Annotated in this window: 24 protein-coding genes; 6 read left to right on the top strand and 18 right to left on the bottom strand. The window is 61.4% G+C overall.

Features of this window, described 5'->3' with window-relative positions:
• Window positions 1-28 precede the first annotated feature (28 nt).
• The 10 genes from ACO06O_RS12560 to ACO06O_RS12515 all read right to left on the bottom strand — a co-directional run bounded on the left by ACO06O_RS12560 (window position 29) and on the right by ACO06O_RS12515 (window position 9,164).
• Window positions 29-889, bottom strand: a complete 861-nt coding sequence (locus tag ACO06O_RS12560; RefSeq protein WP_421880242.1) for a hypothetical protein — start codon at window positions 887-889, stop codon at window positions 29-31.
• On the bottom strand, window positions 889-1,794 hold the full coding sequence (locus tag ACO06O_RS12555; protein WP_421880240.1) for a hypothetical protein: 906 nt from the start codon (window positions 1,792-1,794) through the stop codon (window positions 889-891). Before ACO06O_RS12555 ends, ACO06O_RS12560 begins: the two co-directional genes overlap by 1 nt.
• A gap of 710 nt (window positions 1,795-2,504) precedes the next feature.
• On the bottom strand, window positions 2,505-3,170 hold the full coding sequence (locus ACO06O_RS12550; RefSeq protein WP_421880238.1) for a hypothetical protein: 666 nt from the start codon (window positions 3,168-3,170) through the stop codon (window positions 2,505-2,507).
• Between the two features lie 459 nt (window positions 3,171-3,629).
• Window positions 3,630-3,803 carry a helix-turn-helix domain-containing protein gene (locus ACO06O_RS12545; RefSeq protein WP_421880236.1) on the bottom strand — a complete coding sequence of 58 codons (174 nt, stop codon included), beginning with the start codon at window positions 3,801-3,803 and terminating at the stop codon, window positions 3,630-3,632.
• Window positions 3,804-3,954: 151 nt separating this feature from the next.
• Window positions 3,955-4,806, bottom strand: a complete 852-nt coding sequence (locus tag ACO06O_RS12540) for a hypothetical protein (protein ID WP_421880234.1) — start codon at window positions 4,804-4,806, stop codon at window positions 3,955-3,957.
• A 257-nt stretch (window positions 4,807-5,063) separates the two neighbouring features.
• On the bottom strand, window positions 5,064-5,303 hold the full coding sequence (locus ACO06O_RS12535) for a hypothetical protein (protein ID WP_421880232.1): 240 nt from the start codon (window positions 5,301-5,303) through the stop codon (window positions 5,064-5,066).
• Between the two features lies 1 nt (window position 5,304).
• Entirely contained in the window at window positions 5,305-5,991 is a 687-nt protein-coding gene (locus ACO06O_RS12530; RefSeq protein WP_421880230.1) for a site-specific integrase, read from the bottom strand.
• The gene (locus tag ACO06O_RS12525) at window positions 5,992-6,531 is read right to left on the bottom strand and encodes an integrase arm-type DNA-binding domain-containing protein (RefSeq protein ID WP_421880228.1); all 540 of its coding nucleotides are present in this window, start codon (window positions 6,529-6,531) and stop codon (window positions 5,992-5,994) included. It abuts the gene before it with no gap.
• A 339-nt stretch (window positions 6,532-6,870) separates the two neighbouring features.
• Window positions 6,871-7,368: a nuclear transport factor 2 family protein gene (locus ACO06O_RS12520; protein WP_421880226.1), complete on the bottom strand. Its 498-nt coding sequence runs from the start codon at window positions 7,366-7,368 to the stop codon at window positions 6,871-6,873.
• On the bottom strand, window positions 7,365-9,164 hold the full coding sequence (locus ACO06O_RS12515) for a tetratricopeptide repeat protein (RefSeq protein WP_421880224.1): 1,800 nt from the start codon (window positions 9,162-9,164) through the stop codon (window positions 7,365-7,367). Before ACO06O_RS12515 ends, ACO06O_RS12520 begins: the two co-directional genes overlap by 4 nt.
• 275 nt (window positions 9,165-9,439) lie before the next feature.
• Here ACO06O_RS12515 and ACO06O_RS12510 point away from each other — a divergent pair, with 275 nt between their 5' ends.
• Window positions 9,440-10,765 carry a tetratricopeptide repeat protein gene (locus ACO06O_RS12510; protein ID WP_421880222.1) on the top strand — a complete coding sequence of 442 codons (1,326 nt, stop codon included), beginning with the start codon at window positions 9,440-9,442 and terminating at the stop codon, window positions 10,763-10,765.
• 96 nt (window positions 10,766-10,861) lie between these two features.
• Here the strand turns inward: ACO06O_RS12510 and ACO06O_RS12505 are convergent, their stop codons facing one another.
• Genes ACO06O_RS12505 through ACO06O_RS12495 form a run of 3 tightly spaced genes read right to left on the bottom strand, consistent with a single transcriptional unit; the run spans window position 10,862 to window position 16,354 of the window.
• Window positions 10,862-14,173, bottom strand: a complete 3,312-nt coding sequence (locus tag ACO06O_RS12505; protein WP_421880220.1) for an error-prone DNA polymerase — start codon at window positions 14,171-14,173, stop codon at window positions 10,862-10,864.
• Window positions 14,170-15,720, bottom strand: coding sequence for a Y-family DNA polymerase (locus ACO06O_RS12500; RefSeq protein WP_421880218.1), 1,551 nt, complete (start codon window positions 15,718-15,720; stop codon window positions 14,170-14,172). The genes ACO06O_RS12505 and ACO06O_RS12500 overlap by 4 nt, the downstream gene beginning before the upstream one ends.
• The gene (locus ACO06O_RS12495; protein WP_421880216.1) at window positions 15,644-16,354 is read right to left on the bottom strand and encodes an ImuA family protein; all 711 of its coding nucleotides are present in this window, start codon (window positions 16,352-16,354) and stop codon (window positions 15,644-15,646) included. The genes ACO06O_RS12500 and ACO06O_RS12495 overlap by 77 nt, the downstream gene beginning before the upstream one ends.
• 291 nt (window positions 16,355-16,645) lie before the next feature.
• Here ACO06O_RS12495 and ACO06O_RS12490 point away from each other — a divergent pair, with 291 nt between their 5' ends.
• Window positions 16,646-17,062 carry a VOC family protein gene (locus ACO06O_RS12490; protein WP_421880214.1) on the top strand — a complete coding sequence of 139 codons (417 nt, stop codon included), beginning with the start codon at window positions 16,646-16,648 and terminating at the stop codon, window positions 17,060-17,062.
• 8 nt (window positions 17,063-17,070) lie between these two features.
• Window positions 17,071-17,562, top strand: coding sequence for a GNAT family N-acetyltransferase (locus ACO06O_RS12485; protein WP_421880212.1), 492 nt, complete (start codon window positions 17,071-17,073; stop codon window positions 17,560-17,562).
• A gap of 10 nt (window positions 17,563-17,572) precedes the next feature.
• Here the strand turns inward: ACO06O_RS12485 and rfbD are convergent, their stop codons facing one another.
• The 5 genes from rfbD to ACO06O_RS12460 form a co-directional block, all read right to left on the bottom strand.
• Window positions 17,573-18,478 carry a dTDP-4-dehydrorhamnose reductase gene (gene rfbD, locus ACO06O_RS12480; RefSeq protein ID WP_421880210.1) on the bottom strand — a complete coding sequence of 302 codons (906 nt, stop codon included), beginning with the start codon at window positions 18,476-18,478 and terminating at the stop codon, window positions 17,573-17,575.
• The gene (gene rfbC, locus ACO06O_RS12475; RefSeq protein WP_421880208.1) at window positions 18,475-19,026 is read right to left on the bottom strand and encodes a dTDP-4-dehydrorhamnose 3,5-epimerase; all 552 of its coding nucleotides are present in this window, start codon (window positions 19,024-19,026) and stop codon (window positions 18,475-18,477) included. Before rfbC ends, rfbD begins: the two co-directional genes overlap by 4 nt.
• Window positions 19,023-19,916 (bottom strand): glucose-1-phosphate thymidylyltransferase RfbA, encoded by an 894-nt coding sequence (gene rfbA, locus ACO06O_RS12470; protein WP_421880206.1) that lies wholly within the window; start codon window positions 19,914-19,916, stop codon window positions 19,023-19,025. Before rfbA ends, rfbC begins: the two co-directional genes overlap by 4 nt.
• Before the next feature lie 8 nt (window positions 19,917-19,924).
• Complete coding sequence (gene rfbB / locus ACO06O_RS12465) at window positions 19,925-20,998, bottom strand: dTDP-glucose 4,6-dehydratase (protein WP_421880204.1); 1,074 nt, start codon at window positions 20,996-20,998, stop codon at window positions 19,925-19,927.
• An 88-nt stretch (window positions 20,999-21,086) separates the two neighbouring features.
• Window positions 21,087-21,587, bottom strand: a complete 501-nt coding sequence (locus ACO06O_RS12460) for a hypothetical protein (RefSeq protein WP_421880202.1) — start codon at window positions 21,585-21,587, stop codon at window positions 21,087-21,089.
• A gap of 304 nt (window positions 21,588-21,891) precedes the next feature.
• Between ACO06O_RS12460 and ACO06O_RS12455 the strand changes: the two genes are divergently transcribed.
• Genes ACO06O_RS12455 through ACO06O_RS12445 form a run of 3 tightly spaced genes read left to right on the top strand, consistent with a single transcriptional unit; the run spans window position 21,892 to window position 24,345 of the window.
• A complete protein-coding gene (locus ACO06O_RS12455) occupies window positions 21,892-22,320 on the top strand; it encodes an SxtJ family membrane protein (protein WP_421880200.1) in 429 nt (142 codons plus the stop codon).
• Window positions 22,321-22,346: 26 nt separating this feature from the next.
• Window positions 22,347-22,496, top strand: coding sequence for a DUF5989 family protein (locus ACO06O_RS12450; RefSeq protein WP_420419931.1), 150 nt, complete (start codon window positions 22,347-22,349; stop codon window positions 22,494-22,496).
• Window positions 22,497-22,509: 13 nt separating this feature from the next.
• The gene (locus ACO06O_RS12445; protein ID WP_421880198.1) at window positions 22,510-24,345 is read left to right on the top strand and encodes a carbamoyltransferase; all 1,836 of its coding nucleotides are present in this window, start codon (window positions 22,510-22,512) and stop codon (window positions 24,343-24,345) included.
• Window positions 24,346-24,351 lie beyond the last annotated feature (6 nt).

Genomic DNA, 24,351 nt, shown 5'->3' with positions numbered 1-24,351 from the left:
GATGGGCAAGACGATGAATGTCAGATGTTCAGTTTGATACAACGATAACGCTGCAGGCCAGCCGTGGGTCGCTGTAGTAAAAGCGTTCGGGACGGTTGAGACACGGAAACGCAGCAGCTTCGTTGGAAAAGGAGCCCGCGTAAGACTGGGCAATGTTGATGAGGCTCATCAATCGATCAGGAGGTATCCGAGACAGCTGAGCGAGAATGCCTGGCGTCATGCGACGCAGAAGAACGGTCAATCCGTCCCGTTCGAGCGATGACAGTGCCAAGAGATGAGATCTAACGGCGATCTCTTCCGGTGTGAGCCCGTCAGTTCGCAACTCGGTATCTATTCTCTCCCTGGCTGACGAACCCAAGCTCAAGTACCACTCAAGCAGGAGATCTGTCTTGCCACCGGTTTGACCATACAAGTGAAGCCATCCGACAACGGCCGCCAGTTCTGATTTGGGCGTTCTCGCGAGGCGCATCAGGATCAGTTCAATTGCTTCTTCTCTTCCAATTGGCCGCGGTTCGCTCAGCCCTGTCCAATCCGGGAGTTGAGAGCGGATCGATCCTTTTTGCGGCAATCGATCCAGCGTGGCGGCAAGCTCCAAGGAGCCCGGTGATAAACTCAGTCGCAATCTCAGTTCTTCGGATGCCATCTGGCTTAAAAGCCTTCGGTCGACTTGCTCCAATTTCAAAACAAGTTCGGAGATGGTGGAAGGTATTCGATCGCCGGTTCGGTCGAACAGGAACCACAGACCGGCAACCAGGATTGCAAGCCCGAAGAACACGAGTGAAGCAACGCATATCAATCGATAAAGCCCTATGCGTCCAATCCGCATACAGAGGTCAAGATGCTCCTGACGGGCGGCGCGAGCGAGATACTGAATTCGGTTTCCGTGCATTACCCTCGTGACTCCCGTTCTTTTGGCGCAGGCGGCACCAATCCGATACGCTGGAAATCAGCGATGATCTTCTCAAGCCAGGTAAGGAAGTCCGCACGCGCTCCGCTGGCGGCGAACCTGTCGAGACCAAACTCTTCACCAAACTCGTTGGTTTCCATCCGAGCGACTTTGGCGATCGGGACATGGTTCCGTTCGAGCGTAGGCCAGATTTCGCTGCGGCATTGGGCCAGAGACATGACCTTCAGGCCGGCGTTGTGTTTCATCGCTTGGATGCGCTCGAAGTCGGAATTGTTTCCATATTGTGAGAAGGGACCACTGGCTTCATTAAGAACGAGGATGCGGCCGGCGAGAGGGAGGTTGTCGTTCTCCTTGATGGATCGCTCCAGGACAGTGAAGGCGTCCTCCAACGCTTGGGCTTGTGCGCGGACCGGAACTACGAGCACGATGCGCGGTATTCTAGGAGACCGGAGTATGGAACCGGCCTGTCGCGCAGCGGCCCAATCCCAAACCATGTCGACCAAGTTGGCACCAAGATCGACAACGACATCCCCGGCGCAAAGCAGCTCGCCAAGGGCATCCCAGTGTGCAACCGCCCTGTTGGGATCGCTCCGGACAGCGTCAATTGTCGCGCCAAGACCTAGCTCCGTTACTTGCTCACGAAAGAGCTTGCCGAGTTTCGAACAGCGGGAAAGGTCGGCTGTATCCGCCGCAGCAAGGTGTTTCGTGATCCCAGCACCCTCAAAACACAAGGATACGAGTTGTGCGACCAGTGTCTTGCCTTGACCGCCTGTGCGATTGGCGACCACCACCGAACAGTTTCGCAAATCCTCGGGTGAGAAGGATTGAATAAACTCACGTACGCGGTTTTGCCGGGGTACGGGAAATGGTGAATGGTCGGTTGGCATCGAACTTCTCCTTTGTGGGTCAGATGTCGATCAGATCCGAGAGGCCCCGTCGTGACGTGATGGGTTTTTCCTCGTCAGGCGTTTCCCGTAGCTTCGGGGCGCCCTTCCGGCTTCCTACCGGATGGCTTAGCGAAGGTGACGGTCTGTTGGTGACTGGAGCGGAATCTTGCGTCTGCGACGGTCTCCGCGAGCGCGGCCTTGTGCGGGCGATCAGGGTGCGTAGCTGATCGCCGTTGACCGGGCGGCCGTTGCGCCACCTCAATCCTTCTGAACACAGGAGGTCCGCGACGGCGCTCCATGTCCCCAGTGTTTCGTGAAGCGTGAGCACCAACTCCCGGTTTAGTCGAACGAAGCGTTGCGGCGGACCGCCAATGCTCGCCTCACGCTGATGTTCTGCCAATTCGATAGCGGCGGTACGCAGACGCTCTGAAAGGCTTTCTTTCATAATTCGTTCCCGCGGCGTGTTTTTCCGACCGCAGCGCTCCGCGCTGCCCCGATTAGGGCGGAGACTGATGCGGTTTTCGCTTCAGGAATCGCTGCGTAGACCGCTGCACCTTTGGCAAATGAAAATCGGGAGGGACTTTCACCGTATCGCACTACAACGTCGGTAGAGGGCCCGGGTCGTCGAGAGGCGCGCTCACAAGGTGACACATTCCGGGCCCTGGAGCGGGCTGCCTTCGATGGCGCAATGATGAGACAAGGTAGGCAGTTCATAGCTCCAACCCCCGATCACGTTTTCTGCGCTTAGTCTTACGCCGGGCAGGTGGCAGTCCAGGTTGGGTGGTACTTGCGACCGGAGTCGATTTAGGTGTGTAGTTCTGGTTCGGCTCTTGTTGCTGAGATTGCTTCGGCTGGTTCGGCATTCGGGAGGACCGATCTGGGGTGAAGCCTGCTGTCGATGGGATATCGGACACGGCGAATAATCGATCACGGAGTCGATGCATGGACACGCTCTGGCCGGTCTCTGGACAGGGTAATGCAATGACGGCATGCAGATGCGTCGGTGGAATCTGGTTGTCGGGAGAGCGCGGTGAATGGAAGGCCAGAAAGGCAATACGATCAGAAACGTTCAGGGCGTGGGCGGCGCGTCCATAGGCTTCAAGGCACTCTTCGCGGGCCGCCTCAAACGATCGATCGGGCGGTGGTGAGAACGTCAGGTGGAGCACGGTGTATTTTAGGTCTGGCCGGCTGTCGGCGATCGCCTCGAGAGCGGCTTGTGCATGGCAGATTTCCACATCGCTCGCCTGCGAGAACCCGGTGTTTACGAGGTAGCAAGGTCCGACAAGGGTGTCGTCCATATTAGCGTTTTCCCCTATGCGTGCCGCATACTTGAAGACGCGCCGTAGGTCCTTACCCCGCGATTCACGAACGATCATCACCGTCTCCATTCGTCAGAAGGGCGATCAGACGCGGGTGCGGCGCGACGGGCTCCAAATTCTCGAGGCCGGGGTCAACAGCAAGGACATGCGACCGCGTTGCGCGATCGACAACGTTTGCTTCCAGGATCCTCAGCGCGTGCCGTGTTAGCTGGCGGGCGAGGGAGCGGTCAGCGTCGGAAGCGATTACATTAAGCGCGTAGGCCGTTCTTGCGATCAGAATAGCGTCGCGAATGCCAACTCGTCGCCCGCTCGAACGCGTGGGAGTTATCCTTGCAGCGCGATATCGTGCTCGGACCCGCCCGGTCAGAAGCCACTCGATCACGTCGCTCTTTGTCATCGAGTGATGGGAGACTAGGGCGTTCAGCGCACCCAATGCCTCTTCGGATAGCCTGAAGCTGACCGGCTTCCGGGCGGTCATCGAGTGTCCGATGTCGATGAACGTCGCTGCCGCTCGATCTAGGCCATTAGCTCCGCGCGGTCATATCGTACCGCGCCGCCGACCTTGATATGCGGCGGCCCATCGGATCGACGAACGCGCCACGCGGCTAGCGTTGCGACGGATAGGCCAAGAAGATCCGCGGCCTCTCTCGCCTTAAGTAGCGAAAACTCGTGTGTGGGTAATTTGTTCATGGTTCACCTTTTCCGAGCAAGGGGGTGCCCGTAAGGTGAAACGAGTTCTGTGGGATGCTAAGTGATTAAAGCCGTGATTTCGTGATACTTAAGTTCACGATCCCTTAGCAGGGCATTTTTTATGTAGATTGCAGTTCTTTGAGTGGCTGGCTTATTGGTCTCTAAACCAGTTTTCAACGGTTCTAGATGATTTGGCCAGCGGCACATTTTCTACGAGGTATGCCGCGTAGTTTTTCTTGTTGATCCCATAATCACGAGACAACCCATACCGCGACCTAGATTGCATAACAAAGGTCAAAGATTGAATACAGGCGGCTTTCATGCGCCGATCAATCTCCCGTTTCGAAATGCCGTCCTTATCGTTTTCGATCATCTGCGCCCGCACGAATTCGAGTCCCTCAAGGAACAGTTTCGCCTTATCAGTGTCAGCGTCGTCGTCCGAGCTCTGGCTCGGGTTTGACAATGCTTCATCGTTGAAGGGCTCTACTGTTTGAAAATCGAGCACGCGCAAAAGGTTCACATCAAAATCAGGATTGTCCACCCGCACGACAAAAGCGTTCCAATTCTTGTTCGAAACCCGATGCGCCAAAATTCTGTTGTTACGTTTGACACCTGTATTTCTAACAAAATCAAGCTGCCATGAAACACGCTTCCCGCGCGACAACAGGTTCAGTCTATTGTGTCCCACGCTATCCCGATTCAACGAAAACGCTGTGGCGTTTTGATCAGTGTAAAAGTCTATGCGACCTTCCTTCGTTTGTTCCCGAAATTGATGATAGCGCCATCCACGCCTAAGCATAAAAGCCGAGGCGATCAGGCCAACCATGAGCAAGACGAGCCATAATTTCTCTGAGAGTATGGCAATCGCAGAGGGGACAAAGTCCGGTGCCGGCGGCATGAATGCGATCAGGCAGACTATGCCTGCTATCGTGTACAAGGAGGCGCATTGCCCACAAAATAACATAGGGTTACGATGAAAAGCGTTGTCGATTCGAGCTATCATTTCTTCGGACCTCCTTCACAACGGTCTCCGGTACGGTGCGCTAAAATTGGAGTTTGAGGTTCCCTTGTACGTTCAAAGTTGTGTGAGTTTGCGGATCAACGTTGAAATTATTTGCTGATTCGGTTGTGTCGGGCGGCTTTAGTTCATTTCGGTCTATCTGGTTGTCGATGCATTGATGATTGGCGCTTACCCGGTGGTCTAGAATTGTAGGCCATGGCTCTTCCCGTTCAGTTTGTAGCGAACCTGTTTTTCCAGACCTAACCGTCTTTCTTCTTCCCGCGCCGGAAGATCGTTGGGATGTCTAACTCGTCTTCTGACGGGAAACTCGGGTCCGGGGTAAACAATGCGCGCGCGCTGAGCGCCATATGACCCTCCCGGATACATTCAATCAGGTACTGTTCGATAGTCTCGCCCCGTTTGTCGGCGACAGCCTTCGCCTTCTCGTAGCGTGCGCCGTGGCGCTGGAATTTCAGTTGGATCGGATCCGTATCGTCCATGTCAGGTCTCCGTTTTGGGTAGCTGTGGGCCGAGTGAGTTGGGTTTCTCCGAGAACAGGATCTCTCCCACCAGGCTGCCGACCCGCTCCGACGCGTCCCGGAGTGGGTCGGCAGCGAGATGGGCATAGGTCGATGTCGCCGTCATCGATCGATGGCCTAGGAGGCCGCCGATGACCGGCAGTGACGCGCCGGCAGTAACGCCAAAACTGGCAAAGGAGTGGCGAAGGTCATGAATGCGCAAGTCTTCGAGACCGGCGCGGCTACGAAGACGTCGCCAAGGTTTCTGTAAATTCACAACGGGCTTACCGGGATTATGACCAGCAATAACATGGGGGTTGCCGTCTGTCGGCGGGATCTCCGATAGGATGTCCAGGGCGGTGGTGTTCAGCGGGATTGTCTTGATGCCATTCACATCGGTCTTGTTCTCCCGGATGACCAGCAAGCGTCGATCCCAATCGATATCGGACCACCGCAAGGTGCGGATCTCGTTGGACCGCGCGCCGGTCACGATGAGCAGGCGGAAGGCACCGGCAACCTGCGGGGAGATCAGGCGCTCTTGCTTGCTGTCGTCGATGGCGCGCGCCAGACGTTTCAGCTCCTCCGGCGACAGGCAGCGCTGTCGCTTGCGCTCGCGGAACGGCCGTACCGATATCGCAGGATTCCCGCCACGAGGAATCAGTCCCCACACCTAGGCCCGACCGAACATCGCCTTTAAAAGACCCAAAACTCTGTTCGCATTATAGGGGGTCGATTTGAGACTTTGATGCAGACGGTCCACATCCGCATGCGTGATTTCGTTCAGTTGCAGCCGTCCCAGTTTGGGGACAATGAATTTGTCCAGCAGCCACCGATGCGCCGCCATCGTGGAGTCCTTGCAGCGCCCTTCGCAATGATCGGACATGTACCGGTCGGCGAGATCGCGGACTGACAGGGCATTCCGTTTGTTTACCTTGTCGGCGCGCGGGTCGCGACCGCGAGAGGACGCGCTCAGTAGGTCGCGTGCCTCCTTGCGAGCCTCGTCCAGTGTCATGACGCCATATCGACCGATGGTGTGTCGGCGCGATTTTCCGAACTCGTTCCGGTACTGGATCATGAAGCTGGTGGTGCCCGTCCCTTTCGCACGAACCCCAAAGCCGGGCAGGGAAGAATCCCATTTGTAAATGTCCCGACCCGATGTTTGGGCGAGGATGCGGGCCGAATCCACAGCGGCCTTGGTGAGCCTTGTCACAACGCGCCTCCAATTCAGGTAATCAATAGGTAAGCGGCATAACCATATCCATGGAGGTGATTATCAATCTTGGTGTGATGTTGAGTAAACATTAACATATTGTAAAATAAACAATAAATATCTTAGTCAAACTCATGCAACGTTGAACGTCCAAGGGAACCTCAAACTCATAACCTGAAGGTCGCAGGTTCAAATCCTGCCCCCGCAACCAAATATATCAAGCCCTTAGCGCTAAAACGCTGAGGGCTTTCTGCTTTCCAGGAAGCGCATGGAAAATAGGGCTTCTGCATTCCAGAATCAAAACAGCTTTCAGCTGATCAGCGTCTAGCGATTGAGCTGTTAGCCCTTCACCTGAAAGCTCTGGCGATCCCAGTAACCGCGCTGGAATGTGATGAGGCCGCCGCGAACCGTGAAAAATCCGCAGCCGCGTCGCCCTTTCGGATCGCGCCATTCGAGGATCGCGGCATCTCCGGCCTCGTGCAGAATGTCGGGGATGCAGACCATTCTTGCCGCGGCGAATTCCCGCGCGAACATCTCTCGAATGGCTGTTCTACCCTCCACCGGGGCGAACACAACTTGATGATTGATCGCGTCGGCATGGTAGAGTGCGGCAATCCCGTCAGGGTCGGCGGCATTGAATCGCTCTATCCAGGCACGCACAACTGCAGCCGGACGTTTGTCGGTTAGCTCTGTCATTGCGATCTTCCGCTTTGGTGTCCGCCAGGGAACATGGGCGATGATGCGACCGATCGAACAGCAAATTTCGACAGGAGTCTTGCCCATTGTTGGCGGCGGCGCTGCTTTCGTCGGTAACGCGACGCCGGGCCGCAGGATCACTGTCCGTCAAATTTCCAGGCGACCGCCGTCTCCGGACGGTAGGTGCAGAAGGTACCGGTACGAACGCTGTTGACGAGGTGCCGCCCGAATGGGGGATGCGCCGCTTCGATACGCCGCTGAGCGTGCCTAATGCGCCAGGTCACCGCAGTGCGGGCCTTTTCCGAAAGATCCCCAAGTTTTCGCCGCCGGCCGCCAAGACCAAGAGCGGCGGAAAGGGTCTCGACGATCGCGTCCATCTCCGATCGCAATTTCTCGACACGCCCGCTGTCGTTCATGTCCTCCGCTTCGGCCAGTTCCTCCTGCAGATCACGAACACGAGCCTTCAGCGCGGTTCGTGCCTTCTCGTCGAGCATCGCATCTCCCCCCGGCACCTCAGCCTCCCGCTCAGCAAGATCAAGGCAATGGATTTCCTCGCCCGCAGCTTCGAGCAGGCGACGAATATCATGCATTCCTTTCAGGTCGGGAAGGTGGGCGCGCTCGCCAGCAAAGTCGACGATCCAGCCCGATCCAGAGCGTGCCAAGACGGCGCCCGCCTTGACAGGATCAACGGTCTGCATTGGCGCCGGCAAAGGTTGATCGATCACGAGACAGCCTTGCTTTAGGAAGTTCAGGTCTTCGACCCGTCGAAAGGGATTAACCTTGAATAGCCATTCGATCGGAGCGGTTGGCGCAAAATCGGCGCCGAAAGCGATTTTTTCGCGGTAGCCCTCCAGATACCGGTCGTACTCAGCACGCGCCAAATCAAGATTGCCCATATGGGCGTGAGCGGCTGCCACATAGGCGGGCATGTCGATTAGCGGGGCCGTGTCACATCGGGCCCATAGTCGGTGCCCGTCCTCCATGTTGCCGCTGAAGATCGCTGCAAACGCCGCAAAGGCAAAGTAATCGTTCGGATGATAGGGGTTCAGCTGCATCGCGCGGGCGACATGTTCAGATGCGGCCTCGGGACGCCCGAGGAACACTTCGAGCGTGGCGGCGGTGACCAGAAGATCGGCATCATTCGGGCACAGCATCAGGGCTCTGTCCACATACCAGGCTGCCTGCTCCCAGGCGCCACGGAAGAGCGCTACCTGAGCAATCACCAGATGCGTCATCGCATCGCCGTCATCGAGTTCGAGGGCCCGGCGGGCATGCAGGTAGGCCTTTTGGCTCGCCTCCTCGAATCGATCCCAGAACTGGCAGTTCCATTGATTGAACCAGCAGAGCGACAGTCCCGAATGCCCTCGCGCATACAGCGGGTCAATCGCCAGCGCCCGATCGAACAGCGCCAGCGCCGCATCATTGGCCTCCCTCGTGCCTTGGCGCAGCATGGACAAACCGCTGAGCGTCAACTCGTATGCGGCAAGACTTTTTGCCGGGCGCCGACGCGCTTCGGCGAGGGCGGTTTCTTCCAGTTTCACATTGAGGGTCGCCGCGATGCGACCGACGAGCCGACCCTCGAAATCGATCAGGCTATCCGAGGCGATCACGAATCGCTCACTCCAAAACTGGGCGGACGTGCGTACCGAACTCAGAGAGGCCATCAGCTGAATGTCGTCGCCAGCGCGCCGCATGCGGCCCCGCAGAACGTGACTGGCGCCGAGTCTGTCGCCGATCGAAGCATCCGGCAATTCTGCGATCCCGACGACCGAGGCCGGTGAAATTACCTGCAGGCCACGAAAGCGGGTAAGCTCTCCGCAAATTTCTTCGTGGATCCCTTGGGCAAACCGGGACATTTCACCGTCTTGGTCAATGACGGCAAAGGGCAGCACAGCAACAACAGGCCGCCCGTCAGAAATTTTTGTGTCCCAGTACATTGTTGGCTGAATCCAGTCACATTTTCATCGCGACGATACGCTTTCCGGGCGCGCGGCGAAAGCAGCCCCGGGCAGAGCGGTGTCTCTGCCAAGAACCGACCGTCTTTCGCATTTCGGTCTTAGATACATCAATTGCCGCGCGCCGGGTTGGTACCTTTCCGGCTTACACCGCGGAGCCCCACACGCTCTAAGGCGAACGCCTCACAATGTGAGGCTCGACCTTACGCCTTCTGGTCATGACGCATGGAACAACAGAGCTTTCCAAAGGATATGAAATGACCCGACACGATGTCCACGGCCTGGTCTTGACCGGGGCAAATGAAGTCGCCGCCGCGCATTACGAGACTGCGGTCGCGGAACTGCAATGCTATCGGGGTGATCCGGTAGCGGGAGCTGACGCCGCAATCGCGCAGTGCCCGGACTTTACAATGGCGCACGCGCTTAGAGCCTGGCTTCATCTGTTGGGTACCGAACCGGACGGATTACCGGTCGCGCGGGCAGCACTCGAGGCGTCAGAGCATCTTCCGGCCACGGATCGCGAACGTGGTCACCTCGCCTCGATCCGCCATCTTGTGGAGGGCCGTTGGCACGATGCCGGTCGGGTGATGGAAGACGTGACGATTGCCTATCCCCGCGATGCGCTGGGGCTGTTGGTCGGCCATCAGATCGATTTCTTTACCGGGCATTCGCGTATGCTGCGCGACCGCATTGCCCGGGCGTTGCCGCATTGGGACGAAAGCATGCCGGGCTATCACTCGGTCTTGGGCATGCATGCATTCGGCTTGGAGGAGAACGGCGACTATGCCCGCGCCGAGGCCGCCGGACGGAGGGGTGTCGAACTCGAGCCACGCGACGGCTGGTCCCAGCACGCGGTCGCCCATGTGTTCGAAATGCAGAACCGCCAATCCGATGGAATCGCCTGGATGCGCAGCAACGACGGGTGGGCTGGCGACAGTTTCTTCCAGGTGCACAACTGGTGGCATTTGGCCTTGTATCACCTCGAACTGGGGGATTTTGCGGCCGTGCTCGCGCTCTTCGACGACCAGATGGCGCGCGGAGAGTCCGGCGTGGTGATGGACATGGTCGATGCCTCGGCAATGCTCTGGCGACTTCACTTGCGCAACGTTGATGTGGGCGACCGCTGGGACGCCTTGGCCAACGGGTGGGCCCCCATGGCGACGACGAGCGCTTATGCATTCAACGACGTCCATGCGATGATGGCTTTTATCGGCGCGGGTCGGCGCGATCTCGCCCGAACCGTGGTTGACGCCCAGCGGAATGCCATTGAGGGCCCGGGGGACAATGCCATGTTTGCCGGAGAGGTCGGGTTGGCGGTTGGGCAGGCGTTGCTCTCGTTCGGCGATGGTGATTACGCAAAGGCGGTCGGACTTCTGCGGCACGTGCGGTCCTTCGCCCACCGTTTCGGCGGCAGCCACGCGCAACGCGACGTCATCGATCTCACGCTGATTGAAGCGGCGATCCGGTCAGGCGACGTCCGGCTCGCTTCCGCTCTCGCTGTCGAACGCGCGAACCGGCGTCACGAAAGCCCGCTCAGCGAACTCCTTGTAAGCCGCGCCAGCGCCTTGTCCGCGGCGGCATGACCTCAGAAAGGAACGCAAAGTGATGCATCATTTGAGCCGTCCCCCAAGCGCGCCCGGTAATAATGAGGAACAGGGGCAACAGTCTCTGCTCCACCATTAGTGAAAGTTGTGGCTGTCTACCTTTAAAGGATTGGGTCGGGTTGGGCCGGTGAAGAGGGCGAGGATGTGGAGAGTGGTTGGGGGGAATGGTTTTGCCGGGGTGGCTTTCAAGGTCAGGGACCGGGGGTGACCGCCTTTGCGGCGTTCGAAGCGGAGGGTGCCGATGGTGTGGTCGAGGAGGCCGGTCAGGTCGAAAAGCTTGTCGGCGACGACATGGGTCACCCGGTCTTCGATTTGCAGGCTGCCCTCTACGCCGAGAATGGGTGCGGTCATCAGAACCCGTCGATAGGCCTCGAACACCTTGGACCAGACGACGATATTGGCGAGACCGGTCTCGTCCTCCATCGTCAGGAAGACAACGCCCGCCGATGTGCTTGGCCGCTGCCGCACGATGACCAGCCCGGCATGGCTGACCGGCTTGCCATCCCCGACCTCCGGCAAGCCCCGGGCGGTGCGCACGCCGGCTGCGTTCAATTGACCGCGGATCAGTGACATGGGATGCGCGTGTAACGACAGGCGCAAACTGGAATAATCCATCACGACCTCCTCGCCCAAGCTCATTTCGGGCAGTAGGACAGGGCTTTCAGGGCCGAATTCCGCCGAAACGCCTTGGTTATGGGTGTGGCCGCTCAAAACGCCGAACAGCGGCAGGTCGGGCGGCGCCTTGCGCCCGCTTCCGAACCGCTTGGCCCGCCACAGCGCCTCGCGCCGGGACAGGCCTAAGGACGCGAAGGCGTCGGCATCGGCCAATTTCTCCAGAACGTCGGGGGAAAGCCCGGCCTGCCGCGCCATCATGTAGAGATCCTGATACCCCCCATTCGGCCGGTTGGAGACGATGGCCAAAGCGTCGGTGTCCGACAGCCCCCTTATCTGCCGGAAACCGAGACGCAAGGCATAGCGGCGGCCTCCATCCGGCGATTCCAGGGTATTGTCCCAGGTGCTGTAATTGATGTCGACGGGCCGGACCGTCACGCCGTGGTTGCGGGCGTCCTGGACGATCTGGGCCGGGGCGTAGAAGCCCATGGGCTGACTGTTCAGCAGGGCGCAGGCGAAAATGTCCGGGTGGTGGCATTTCAGCCAGGCCGAGACATAGACCAGCAGCGCGAAGCTGGCGGCGTGGCTTTCCGGGAAACCGTATTCGGCGAAACCCTCGATCTGTTTGAAGCAGTGTTCGGCGAATTCCGGATCGTATCTGTTCTTTGCCATGCCAGCGAGGAACTTGTCGCGATGGTTCTGTATCTGCCCGGTCCGCTTGAAGGTCGCCATGGCGCGGCGCAGACGGTCCGCTTCTTCCGGCGTATAGCCGGCGGCGACAATGGCGATCTGCATAGCCTGTTCCTGGAACAGCGGCACGCCATAGGTCCGCTCCAGCACCGATCTGAGGGCGGGTGACGGATAGGTGATCGGCTCCTTGCCTTGCCGCCGCTTCAGATAGGGATGGACCATGCCGCCCTGGATCGGGCCGGGCCGGACGATTGCGACCTCCACCACCAGATCGTAGAGCCGCGCCGGCTTCAGGCGCGGCAACATGGACATCTGGGCGCGGGATTCGACCTGGAAGACACCGATACTGTCCGCCTTCTGCAGCATGGCATAGGTCGCGGAGTCGTTGGCGGCGCGGAAGGAGGCCATGTCCATCGAGACGCCCTTGTGGGAGCGCAGCAGATCAAGGCTCTTGCGGATGCAGGTCAGCATGCCGAGTCCCAGGACATCGACCTTCAGGATGCCCAAGGCGTCGATATCGTCCTTGTCCCATTCGATCGTCGTGCGGTCCTTCATCGCCGCGTTGGCGACGGGCGACAATTCGACCAGGGGCCCGCGCGTGATGACGAAGCCGCCGACATGTTGCGACAGGTGCCGGGGAAAGCCGATCAACTCGGCGCTGAGCCCCAGAACGGCGTTCAGACGCGGATCGTCGGGATCCAGACCGGCTTCCCGCACATGCGCCGGGTCGACGCCGCTGGAGCCGCTGCCCCAGACGGTGCGGGCAAGCTTGGCCAAGCTGTCCTCGCTGATGCCGAAGACGCGGCCGACCTCGCGCACCGCGCTGCGGCTGCGATAGGAGATGACGGTGGCGGTCAGCCCCGCGCGCTCCCGGCCGTATCGGCGATAGATATACTGGATCACCTCCTCGCGCCGTTCATGTTCGAAATCGACATCGATATCCGGCGGTTCGCCGCGCTGTTCGCTGACGAAACGCTCAAAGAGCAGGTTATGGGTGTCGGGATCCACCTCGGTGATGCCCAGACAATAGCAGACGGTCGAATTCGCCGCGGAGCCTCGCCCCTGGCACAGAATCCCTTCGCCGCGGGCGAAGGAAACAATGTCGTGAACGGTCAGGAAGTAGGGTTCGAATTGTAGCCGGGAAATTAAGCGCAATTCCTTGTCGATACCGTCCCGGACCTTCTGAGGGATGCCGTCGGGATAGCGTTTGCGCGCGCCGTCCCAGGTCAGTCGGGCAAGCCGGTCCGGTGGGCTTTCCCCGTCGCCGCCATTCTCGTCCGGATATTCGTAACGCAACTCCGTCAGGCTGAACCGGCAGCGCTCGGCGATCTCCACGGTGCGGGCCAGCCAGTCCGGATGATCGGGGAACAGGGCCGCCATCTCCGCCGGCGATTTCACATGCCGTTCCGCGTTGGGGAACAGCCGGAAGCCGGCGTTTTCCAGCCGGCAGCCTTCACGAATGCAGGTGACGGTATCCAGCAACGGCTTGCGGGCCGGGATATGCATATGGACGTCGTTGGTAACGACCGGTGGAATGGCCCATTGCCGCTCCACCCATTCGGTGAAGTCCAGTCGCGCCCGGTCGAACCCGTCATAGAACCGGCCGACCGCGAGATACAGGCTTTGCCCGAACGTGCCCTTCAGTTCGGGCAGGCGGTTGGTAAAGTCAGGGCAGGGGCGGGTCGGCTGAACCGCGATGAACAGCGAACCCTTCCGGGCGTCGGCGACGTCTTCCAGATACAATTCGCATTGCCCCTTCGGCGCCCGGCGCTTGCCGAGGGTCAACAGGCGGCACAGCCGGCCATAGGCGGCACGGTCCGTTGGGTAGCATAAAAGCGACGGGGCGTCGGCCAGATCCAGCCGGACGCCGGGATGGAAGGCGACGCCCTGGTCCTGCGCGGCCATATGGGCGCGCACCACGCCGGCGAAACTGTTGCGGTCGGTCACGCCAATGGCATGCAGGCCCTTGTCCCGGGCGGCCTGCATCAATTCCTCGCCATGGGACGCACCGCGCAGGAAGCTGAAATTCGTGGCGGTCTGCAGTTCGGCATAGGCCGGCCCCGGTTTGCGGGAAGACGGAGTCATGAAAAGATTCCCTGAACCGACCATTGGTCGTCTCCCGCCGCCCGTTCCCGGCACAACCACAGACGCCGCCCCTTCGGTCCCGTGACCTGGTAATAGTCGCGCAACCCCTCTACCGGAGAGCGATCAAGCGCCGTCCACCATTCGGGCCACACTCTTTCCGGCCCCTCCATCCTGTCTGCCGGGAAGGTCATGCGCCGCCATGTGATGGCATTCGGCGTGCCGCTATCGGGGCAGAAGGTCACGTCGACGGGCTCGGGCCGGGTGAAAAAGCGCAGCGGGCGGGGCGGGAGGTCATCCGGTGCGCCCGCGCCGTCGGACGATATGCCGGATCTGCGGAACAGCCTGTCCGGCCGGTGACCGGGCAGGATTCCGGCCCGGTATGCCGCCTGCCCCTTCAACCGATGGCCAAGCCGGTCCATCAAAGCACCCAGCGCCAGCTTGTCCGGCGCGCCGACATCGTTTTCCAGGTCGGTCTGCCGGGTCTTCAGCGGCTCCACTCTGCGGGCCCAGATCAGGCTCTCCTCGATCCCGAAACCGGGATCCACCGTGGTCAGCCGATCTTCCAGCAATCGGAAGAGATGCGGCGCGGCCGCGGTCGGCAGGCTAGTGCCGACGGTTACGGCGCAGATCGTGCCATCGACCCGCCGGTACTGTGCCGCCAATTGCCGGACACCCAGCCCTTCCTCGCGCAATTGGGCGCAAAGCCGGTCCAGCAGATGCCGCGTGCTGTCGCGCAAACCCGTACCGTCGATCAGCGGTTCCGGCCACGAACGGCGCAGGGAATGCAGACGGGGCGGCTGATTGTAGGACAGATGTTCGGGCAGTCGGCCCAGAAGCTGATCCAGTCGGCGCAGCACGACGCCGCCGGCGCGTGCCATCAGACTGGCGCGGGGCAGGGGGTACAGATCGGCGATCCGCCGCAATCCCAGCCGGGCCAACAGGTCCGCGCTGTTATCCGAAAGGCGCAGGGCCTGTACGGGAAAATCCGCGGCCGCGTCCCGGGTCCCGCCGGGCGGCATATGCCCCCCTTCGGTGTGATAACGCGCGGCCGCCCAGGCCCCGCCCGGCGTATCCGCCATGCCCAGACGGGTATCGTACCCCATCGACGTGACTTGCCGGTGGATGGCGTCCGCCATACCCGCCTCGCCGCCGAACAGATGGGCGCAGCCGGTGATGTTCAGCCACAGGCCGCCATCGCCGTAATCGGGGATGTCTGTCGTCCGGCGCTCCACCGCGACCCAGGGACTGTACCGGTCCGCCCAACGCGACAGGGTCTGAAGTACCGCGCGGTCCTGGTCCCGCCGGGCGGGCAGGGTAACCAAACTGGGCAGGATCGCGCGGGCGTCCGCCAACGGCATGCCGCTATGAAGGCGCGCCTGCAGACCGGGGCGGTTGATGCCCAAAAGCCGGACCACGCCGCCCGCCGCCTCCGTTACGGCGAAGGGCTGTCGGATCAAGTCGGCGTCCAGGTCAGGCGGCGGTTTGCGGATGTAGCGATCGGTCGCCAACCGTGGCAGCCAAATATAGAGAAACCGGTGCGTCGTCATGATCGATCCTCCATTCCCCGGGGCATAATCCCTGCCCCCGTATCAAACGGACCGCCGTCCCGCCGGGGCGGGAGGCGACATACCATCGGCTGCGTGCCGGAGTCGGCGGCGCGGCAGCCCCGCCAATCCCGGCCAGACTCAATAGGATGGCCAGGCTGCCGCCTTCCTCGGCGGCGAGTTGCAGGCGGCGCCCCGCGACGGTGTCGGGCGGGGGCAACTCGGCGATGACGGCGTCGGCCTGGGCCGATCGCAGAATTTCCTCAAAGGCCCAGAACCCTTCACGCGGCCGGGGCGCGTCGATGAAAATCATCCGCGCGGCCTGATCCTGCTGCAGGGCGGGAGGATACAGACGGCCGCTATCCAGGCTGCCCGGGGCGGTGATCCAGAAAACCGGCTTCCCCCGGCCATGGCGTTGCATACCCTGGCGGACCATGGTCAGGGCGAACCCCGTCGCGGCGGCATCCCCGGCCGGCCCTTCGATCTGGTGCAGCCCGGACCAGGGCAGGCCTATCGCGTCCTGTCCGAACGACAGGGAAAAGAGCCGCCCCCCGGCTACGCCGGCATCGGGACGCCACTGCGCTTCCACCTGACGCAGGGCGTCGCGGGCGCGTTGAAAACGTTCTGATTGATCCATTTTTGTTCTCATCATTCTCCATTCTTGTTCTTCTGATATTCCAGAGTCAAGGATTGAGAACAAATCATGGACATGACGTTGTTCTGTGCCCCGTTCTTCCCGTCACACGGGTTATGTGAAGAGACCGGAAGGGGGCGTGGGCGAGGAGGAAACCGCGTCCCTGGAACCGCATTGTGCGGAGGAATAGATGCGATTCATCGGATTTGTCGCCCCGTAGGGGCGGCGCTAAACTCCCGCGTGTCCGCGAGAGAGATCCGCGCGAAGCTGCGGCGAAAGCAGGGAGGCCGGTCGATGGCCGTCACGTTCAACCATACGATCATCCACGCCCGGGACAATCAGGCGAGCGCAGCGTTCCTGACCGAAATTCTGGGACTGCAGCCGCATCGGACCCTGGCGCATTTCGCCGTCGTCCAGGTCGGGGTGACGTCGCTGGATTATTTGACAACGGACGGGGAGATCACGCCCCGTCACTTCGCCTTTCAGGTTAGCGAACCCGAATTCGATGAAATCTTCGCCCGGATCACGGCGCGGGGATTGTCCTATTGGGCCGATCCGTTCCGGAACCAACCGGGCGCGATCAATCACTGGGATGACGGGCGCGGCGTCTATTTCGACGATCCCGACGGTCATCTCATGGAAGTCCTGACCCGGTCCTATGGCAGCGGTGGGCTGGACGCGGAACACCCCAACCCGCTTTTGACGCAATGACCGCCCGGATGCCCCCTGTGCTGCGGGATGCCTGCCCGGCCGATGTGCCGGTGCTGGCCCAGATTTGGTACGATGGATGGCAGGACGGCCATGCCGGGCTGGTGCCGGAAAAGCTGGCCCGCAACCGGACGCTGGAAAGCTTTGCCGATCGTTTGATGGATGGCCTCCCTCAGGTGCGGGTGGTTGAGCTGGAGACGGGGGTCGCCGGATTCCACATGATCCTGGACGACGAGTTGAACCAGTTCTTTCTGGCCGCGGCGGCGCGGGGCCGGGGCGTGGCCGATTATATGATGGCGGATGCGGAGGAGCGGTTCCGGGCCGCCGGACGGGCAACGGCCTGGCTGGCCTGCGCCATCGGTAATGACCGCGCGGCACGGTTCTATGAGAAGCAGGGTTGGAATCGGGTGGGCGTGATAACCAGCCGGCTGAAAACGCCGGAAGGGGAGGTGCCGCTGGATGTCTGGCGGTACGAGCGCGTCATTCCCGCAGGGCCGGTCTAAACGCCGCCGTTTATGCCTTCGCGGCGAGGCGGCGGAGATCAGGCGCGATGGCGGTCACGTGATCCCGCAAGGCGTGCTGCCAGGCCGGCATGCCGACGCCGAAGATCTGATCCAAACCGGAGGAATCCAATGCGCTGTAATCCGGCCGCCGGGCCGGGCTGGGAAAACGGTCGGACGCGACCGGTTCCAGCCGGGCGCAGCGGATCGGCACGCCTTGTCCTCGCGCCAATTCCAATGCTTCTGCAATAAGGTCGTAGCGGCTCGCCGCACCCCGGCAGGCCGCATGGTGAATTCCGCCGCCGGTCAACGGTTGCGCCAGAATGGCCCAGATCAGGCGGGCCAGGTCGGGGGCGGCGGTCGGGCTGCCGGTCTGGTCGGTAACGACCTGCAGCGCCTCCCGTTTCAAGGCGGCGGCCAGCATGCGGTCGACGAAACCCGTCCCGAAATCGGGACCGTAAAGATAGGAGGTCCGCAGGATCACCGCATTGGGCATCGCGTCCCGCACCCGGGCCTCACCTGCCGCCTTGGTCCGGCCATAGGCGTTGAGCGGCGCGACCGGCATGTCCGGCTGGATCGGCAGATGCGGTCCATGGCCGAAAACGAAATCCGTCGAGATATGGATCAGACGCGCCCCGTTCTCTGCGGCCCATGCCGCGAGAACCCGGGGTGCCTCCGCATTGACAAGGCCCGCCGCTGCCTCGTCCTTTTCCGCCGCGTCGACATCCGTATAGGCGGCGGCGTTGACGATCCAGGCGGGCCGCAATCGGTCGAGGATCGCCGGCAGATCGCCGGGGCGGGCCAGATCGAACGCGTCGCGCGGTGGGGCATGGTAGCGCCGGTCCGGCGGCGCGGTCAGGGACAGCGCCCGTCCCAATTGACCGGTGCCGCCGGTTATCAAGCCCGGCCCGTGGGTCATGATGCCATATGGCAGCGCGGCGCGGCGGCGAAGGATACGCCGTTCAGGTCCTTGTCGCTGATGATCGGGTCCGCCAGCGGCCAGTCGATCCCGATATCGGAATCGTCCCAGCGGATACAGACTTCCTGCTGTGGGGCATAGGCGCCGTCGACCTTGTAGAAGACGATCGTATCGTCGCTGAGCGCCTGATAGCCATGGGCGAAGCCGCGCGGAACCCAGAAGCATTGCGGGGTCTGCGCGCTCAGTTCCACCGAAACCCACCGGCCCAATGTCGGACTGTCTGCGCGCAGATCGACGGCGACATCCAGGATCGCGCCGTTCAGGACACAAAGCAGTTTTCCCTGCATTTCCGGGTTTTGGTAATGAAGTCCGCGCAACACCCGCCGGGATGAGCGCACGATATTATCCTGCAGGAAGGGATCCTGGAATCCGATCTCGGCGAAGGCGTCGGCATTCCAGGGAATGTCGAATCGCCCGCGATGATCTCCAAAGGACGGATGGTCGATCACCAGGGGGCCGTCCAGCGACGAAAACCGCGTGACCTTCACCGAATTCTCCCATTGGCATCGACCAGGCGGCGCAGATAGCCGGCATAGTCGGACCCGGCATAGCCGTCGGCCAGCCGGGTGATCTCCGCCGCGCCGATCCATCCCTGGCGCAACGCGATCTCCTCCAGGCAGGCGACTTTCAAACCCTGGCGGCGTTCGATCGCGGCGATGAATTCGGCGGCGTCCTGAAGGGCGTCCGGTGTGCCGGTGTCCAGCCACGCCGTACCCCGGCCGAACTGCCGGACCCGAAGGCGACCGTCGCGCAGGTAGAGGCGGTTCAGATCCGTGATTTCCAGTTCCCCGCGGGGCGACGGGACCAACTGCCGGGCCAGTGCCGGGGCGGATGCGTCATAGAAGTAAAGGCCGGTGACCGCGAGATTGGATTTCGGCTGCTGTGGTTTTTCTTCCAACGACAGGGCGGTGCCGTTCTCGTCCATTTCCACCACGCCGTAGCGCCCGGGATCGGCGACCGGATAGGCGAAGATGCTGGCCCCGTCCCGCTGGGCATTGGTTTCCTGCAGAAGGCCGCTCAATCCCTGTCCGAAGAACAGATTGTCACCCAGGATCAGGGCCGATGGCGCGCCGTCCAGGAAGGGTTCGGCGATGGTCAATGCCTGGGCAATCCCTTCCGGCTTGGCCTGTTCGGCATAGTCGAAGGTTAGTCCCAGTTCAGCGCCGGTTCCAAACAATTCCCGGAATTTCGGCAGGTCGCGCGGGGTTGAGATGATCAGGATTTCCCGGATACCCGCCAGCATCAGGATCGAGACCGGATAGAAGATCATCGGTTTGTCGTAGATCGGCAGAAGCTGTTTGCTGAGCACACGCGTCATCGGGTAGAGCCGTGTCCCCGACCCGCCGGACAATACGATTCCCTTGCGTGCGGTGGTCATGTTCTACCCTATTCCGCCGCGCCCAGGCGTTCGCCGTCATAGCGGGATGCCATCACGTCGCGCCACCAGGCTTCATTTTCGAGATACCAGGCCACCGTCCGGCGCAGTCCGGCTTGCAACGGTTCCGACGCCCGCCAACCCAGTTCACGGGCGGTGAGCGCCGGATCGATCGCATACCGGCGGTCATGACCGGGCCGGTCCGCCACATGCCGGATCTGACCGGCATAGCCGCGCCCGCCCGCCGCCGGCCGCAGACGGTCCAACTCGGCGCAGATCGTTGTTACGACGCTCAGATTCTCCGCCTCTTCATAACCGGCGAGATTGTAGGCCTTGCCCGGCTCGCCCCGGTCGAGAACCGCGGCGATCCCGGCGCAATGATCGTCCAGATACAGCCATTCCCGGCGTTGCTTTCCGTCGCCATAGACCGGGAGACTCTGTCCGTCCAGCGCGCGGGCGATCATCAACGGGATCAGCTTTTCGGGAAATTGCCAGGGGCCGTAGGTATTGGCCGGGCGCGCGACCACGGTCGGTAGACCGTAGGTTTGGAAATAGGCGCGCACGAAGGCTTCCGCCGCCGCCTTCGACGCCGCGTAGGGAGAGTTCGGCAGGAATGCATCCGCCTCGGTAAAGGCCCGCTCTCCGGCGGCGCCATAGACCTCGTCGGTGGAGACATGCAGGAACCGAAAATCCCGGCGCTGATCCGCCGTCAGACCGTCGCGGAAATATCCCAGACAGGCGTCCAGCAGTTCGAACGTGCCAACGGTGTTGTTTTCCACAAAGGCGCGGGGGGCGTCGATGGAGCGGTCGACATGGGATTCGGCGGCGAAATGGACGATCGCGCGGGGCTTCTCGTCCTCCAGCAGCGCACGCATGGTTGCACCGTCTTCTACGCCGGCCTCCACGAAACGGTGACGGGCGCCGCTCGGTAGATCCGACAGGCGCCGCAGATCGGCCGCATAGGACAGCTTGTCCACCGAAATGACCGGACAGCCCCGGTTCAGCAATGTTCTGACGAAGGCCGACCCGATGAACCCGGCGGCGCCGGTTACCAGAACGGTCGACATGTGCGGGGCGCTCGTCATTCAAGGTTCCAGTCGGCGGGGGCGCTTGCTGCCGCCGAATGTGCCCCGTTGCGTGTCCCATGTCCACCGGGCAGGCGACTGCGTCCGGTCACAGAAACTCCTCCAACGCCAGGCCCTCCAGAATGTCCGGCGGTTCGTCGTCCAGGCCGATCTCCATGTGGATCGACAGGACGTGGGACAGCGCCCCATCCTCGAATAGCGGCAGGTCGACGCCGAGGATCTTCAGATGGGGGCGTTTGTACTGATCCAGATATCCGCAGACGATGCCGATGAAGGGATCGCGATGCATCGTCTGGAAGTAGCGGCCCTCCACCATTGTCCAGGCCTCCGGCGTGATCGACGCCTCGCCCAGCCGCTTGTTGGTGTAGTCGACGCCCCACCAGTCGACCAGTCTTGTGCCCCAAAGCACGAATCGGACGTCGAAAGGGTCGGTTTCGATCCGGGCAATGGATACCTTGCCCCACCAGCCTCTGAACTCGAAAAAATCGAAGTCCCGCCGGCCTGGGCCGCCCTCATTCTGGGCGCGTTTGCTTTGCCATGTCCGCACAATGTCGCGGAATCGGCCAAAATGGGCTGGATCGGCATCCATGGGGCAACGCCAATATCGCCAGTTTGTCAGTCGTTTAGCGTCAAGCGTCATGGGTGCCGCGCCATTTCTTACCCGCCTTTGGCCTCCTCCTGTCATTCACTATGGGGTGGCTGAAGGATGGAAGCAAATCGGTCCTCTCCCGTGGTCCGGTTTGCGCCTCGAAACGCTTGGGAAAGCGGCTTTCCGCTCACATTGACAGGGGGGCGCGCTACGAACTATTTAGGGGGCGCGGGGCAGACAACCGGGGGGCGGTTTTCTGGATGCGTGCCGCGCCGGACCAATCAGGATTGGACGATAAAGCGCGATGAGTGGCGTCCACGAGAGTTTCCGCGACCACGGGGTGCAAAAAACGGCCAGCGACCGGTCTTTTGGGATCGTCTTCGCCGTCGTCTTCGGGTTGATCGCCGCCGCGCAATGGTATTTCGACCGAACGGAATGGGCCTTCGGCCTGGGCTGTGCCTCCGCCGCCTTCCTGGCCGCAGCGTTGATCTTCCCGAGAGTCCTGGCGCCGATGAACTGGGTCTGGACCCGGTTCGGATTGCTGCTGCATAAGGTTACCAACCCCATCATCCTGGGCGCGATCTTCTTCCTGGTCTGCACGCCGATGGGCGTGGTCATGCGCCTGTTCGGGTTCGACCCTCTGCGCACCAAACTCGATCCGTCGGCCGACAGCTATTGGATCGACCGCGATCCGCCCGGTCCCGCGCCGGATACGATGTCTAATCAATTTTAACGCATTTCTGCCGGAGGAATTCTGACATGTCGTTTCTGAAGGAACTTTGGCGCTTCATGATGGCGCGCAAGAAATTCTGGCTGTTCCCGTTCCTGCTGGTCGTGCTGATCTTCGGCGGACTGATCGTGCTGGCCAAGGGTTCCGCTGTCGCGCCGTTCATCTATACGATCTTCTGATCCGGCGCGCGCGATGCTGATCCTCGGGATTTCCGCCTTCTATCACGACAGCGCCGCCGCCATCCTGCGGGATGGGGAAATCGTCGCGGCGGCGCAGGAAGAGCGGTTTACCCGGGTGAAGCACGATTCCGGCTTCCCGAAGAATGCCGTGGCCTATTGCCTGGAGGCGGCGGGCGCGAGCCTGTCCGACGTCGACTATGTCGCCTTCTACGACAAGCCCTTCATCAAGTTCGAACGCCTGCTGGAAACCTATCTGGCCATCGCGCCGAAGGGGTTCCGCAGCTTCGCCATGGCCCTGCCGGTATGGGTCAATGAGAAGCTGTTCCAGAAGAAGCTGCTGCGCGACGAGTTGAAAGCGCTTGGCGGCATTCTGGTGCCGGAAGAGAAGATCCTGTTCTCCGAACACCATCAGTCCCATGCGGCAAGCGCCTTTTATCCGTCGCCTTATGAAGAGGCGGTGGTCCTGACCGCCGACGGGGTCGGCGAATGGGCGACGACCAGCCTGTCGGTCGGACGCGGCAAAAGCCTGGAGATCCTGAAGGAAATCCACTTCCCGCATTCCATCGGCCTGCTGTATTCCGCCTTCACCTATTTCACCGGGTTCAAGGTCAATTCCGGCGAATACAAGGTGATGGGCCTCGCGCCCTATGGCGAGCCGCGCTATGCTCAGACCATCCTGGACAATCTGATGGATCTGAAGCGGGACGGCAGTTTCCGGCTGGATATGAAGTATTTCGACTATTGCGGCGGCCTGACCATGACGTCGAAGAAGTTCGACGACTTGTTCGGCATGAAGCCGCGTGCCGCCGAAGCGCCGTTGGATCAGCGCCATATGGACCTGGCGGCGTCGATTCAGGCGGTGACGGAGGAGGTCATGTTGCGCCTGGCGCGTTCGGCGCGGGAACAGACCGGCCTGCGCAATCTCTGCCTGGCGGGCGGGGTGGCGCTGAACTGCGTCGCCAACGGCAAGATCCTGCGCGACGGGGCCTTCGACAATATCTGGGTGCAGCCGGCCGCCGGTGATGCGGGCGGATCGCTGGGGGCGGCGCTGACGGCGCATCACTGGCATCTGGGCAATGAGCGCAAAATTCCCAATGCGCAGGATTCCATGCGTGGTTCCTATCTGGGCCCATCCTACGATCAGGCCGATATCGAGGCGCGCCTGACTGCGGCCGGGGCGAAGTTCGAGACGCTGTCGGACGATGCGCTGATCGAACAGCTCGCCGACGGGCTATCGTCGGAACAGGCCGTGGGCTGGTTCCAGGGGCGGATGGAATTCGGGCCGCGGGCGTTGGGCGGCCGGTCGATCATCGCCGATCCGCGGTCCCCGGCCATGCAGAAGACGCTGAACCTGAAGGTCAAGTACCGCGAGAGCTTCCGTCCCTTCGCCCCGGCGGTGCTGGCCGAGGATGTGTCCGACTGGTTCGACCACGACCGCGAAAGCCCTTACATGCTGATGGTGGCCGATGTGCGCGAGGATCGGCGTATCGCCATGACCGAAGAGCAGAAGGCGCTGTTCGGGATAGAGAAGCTGAACGTCCCGCGTTCCGACATTCCGGCCGTGACCCATGTCGACTATTCCGCGCGGCTTCAAACCGTGCATCGGGAAACCAATCCGCGGTTCCATGCGTTGATTTCCGCGTTCAAGGAACGTACCGGCTGTCCGATCCTGGTGAACACGTCGTTCAATGTGCGCGGAGAGCCCATCGTCTGCACGCCGGAAGATGCGTTCCACTGTTTCATGGGGACGGAACTGGACATGCTGGCCGTCGGCAATTGCCTGCTGCGCAAGCCGGACCAGGACCCGTCGCTGAAACGGGACTACAAGGACGCGTTCGAACTGGACTGATCCGGG

The sequence above is a fragment of the Pacificispira sp. genome (genome assembly GCF_965228185.1).
Classification (GTDB): domain Bacteria; phylum Pseudomonadota; class Alphaproteobacteria; order UBA8366; family Aestuariispiraceae; genus Pacificispira.
Note: the sequence above shows the minus strand (reverse complement) of the source record. Positions and strands in the feature narration are given on the sequence as shown.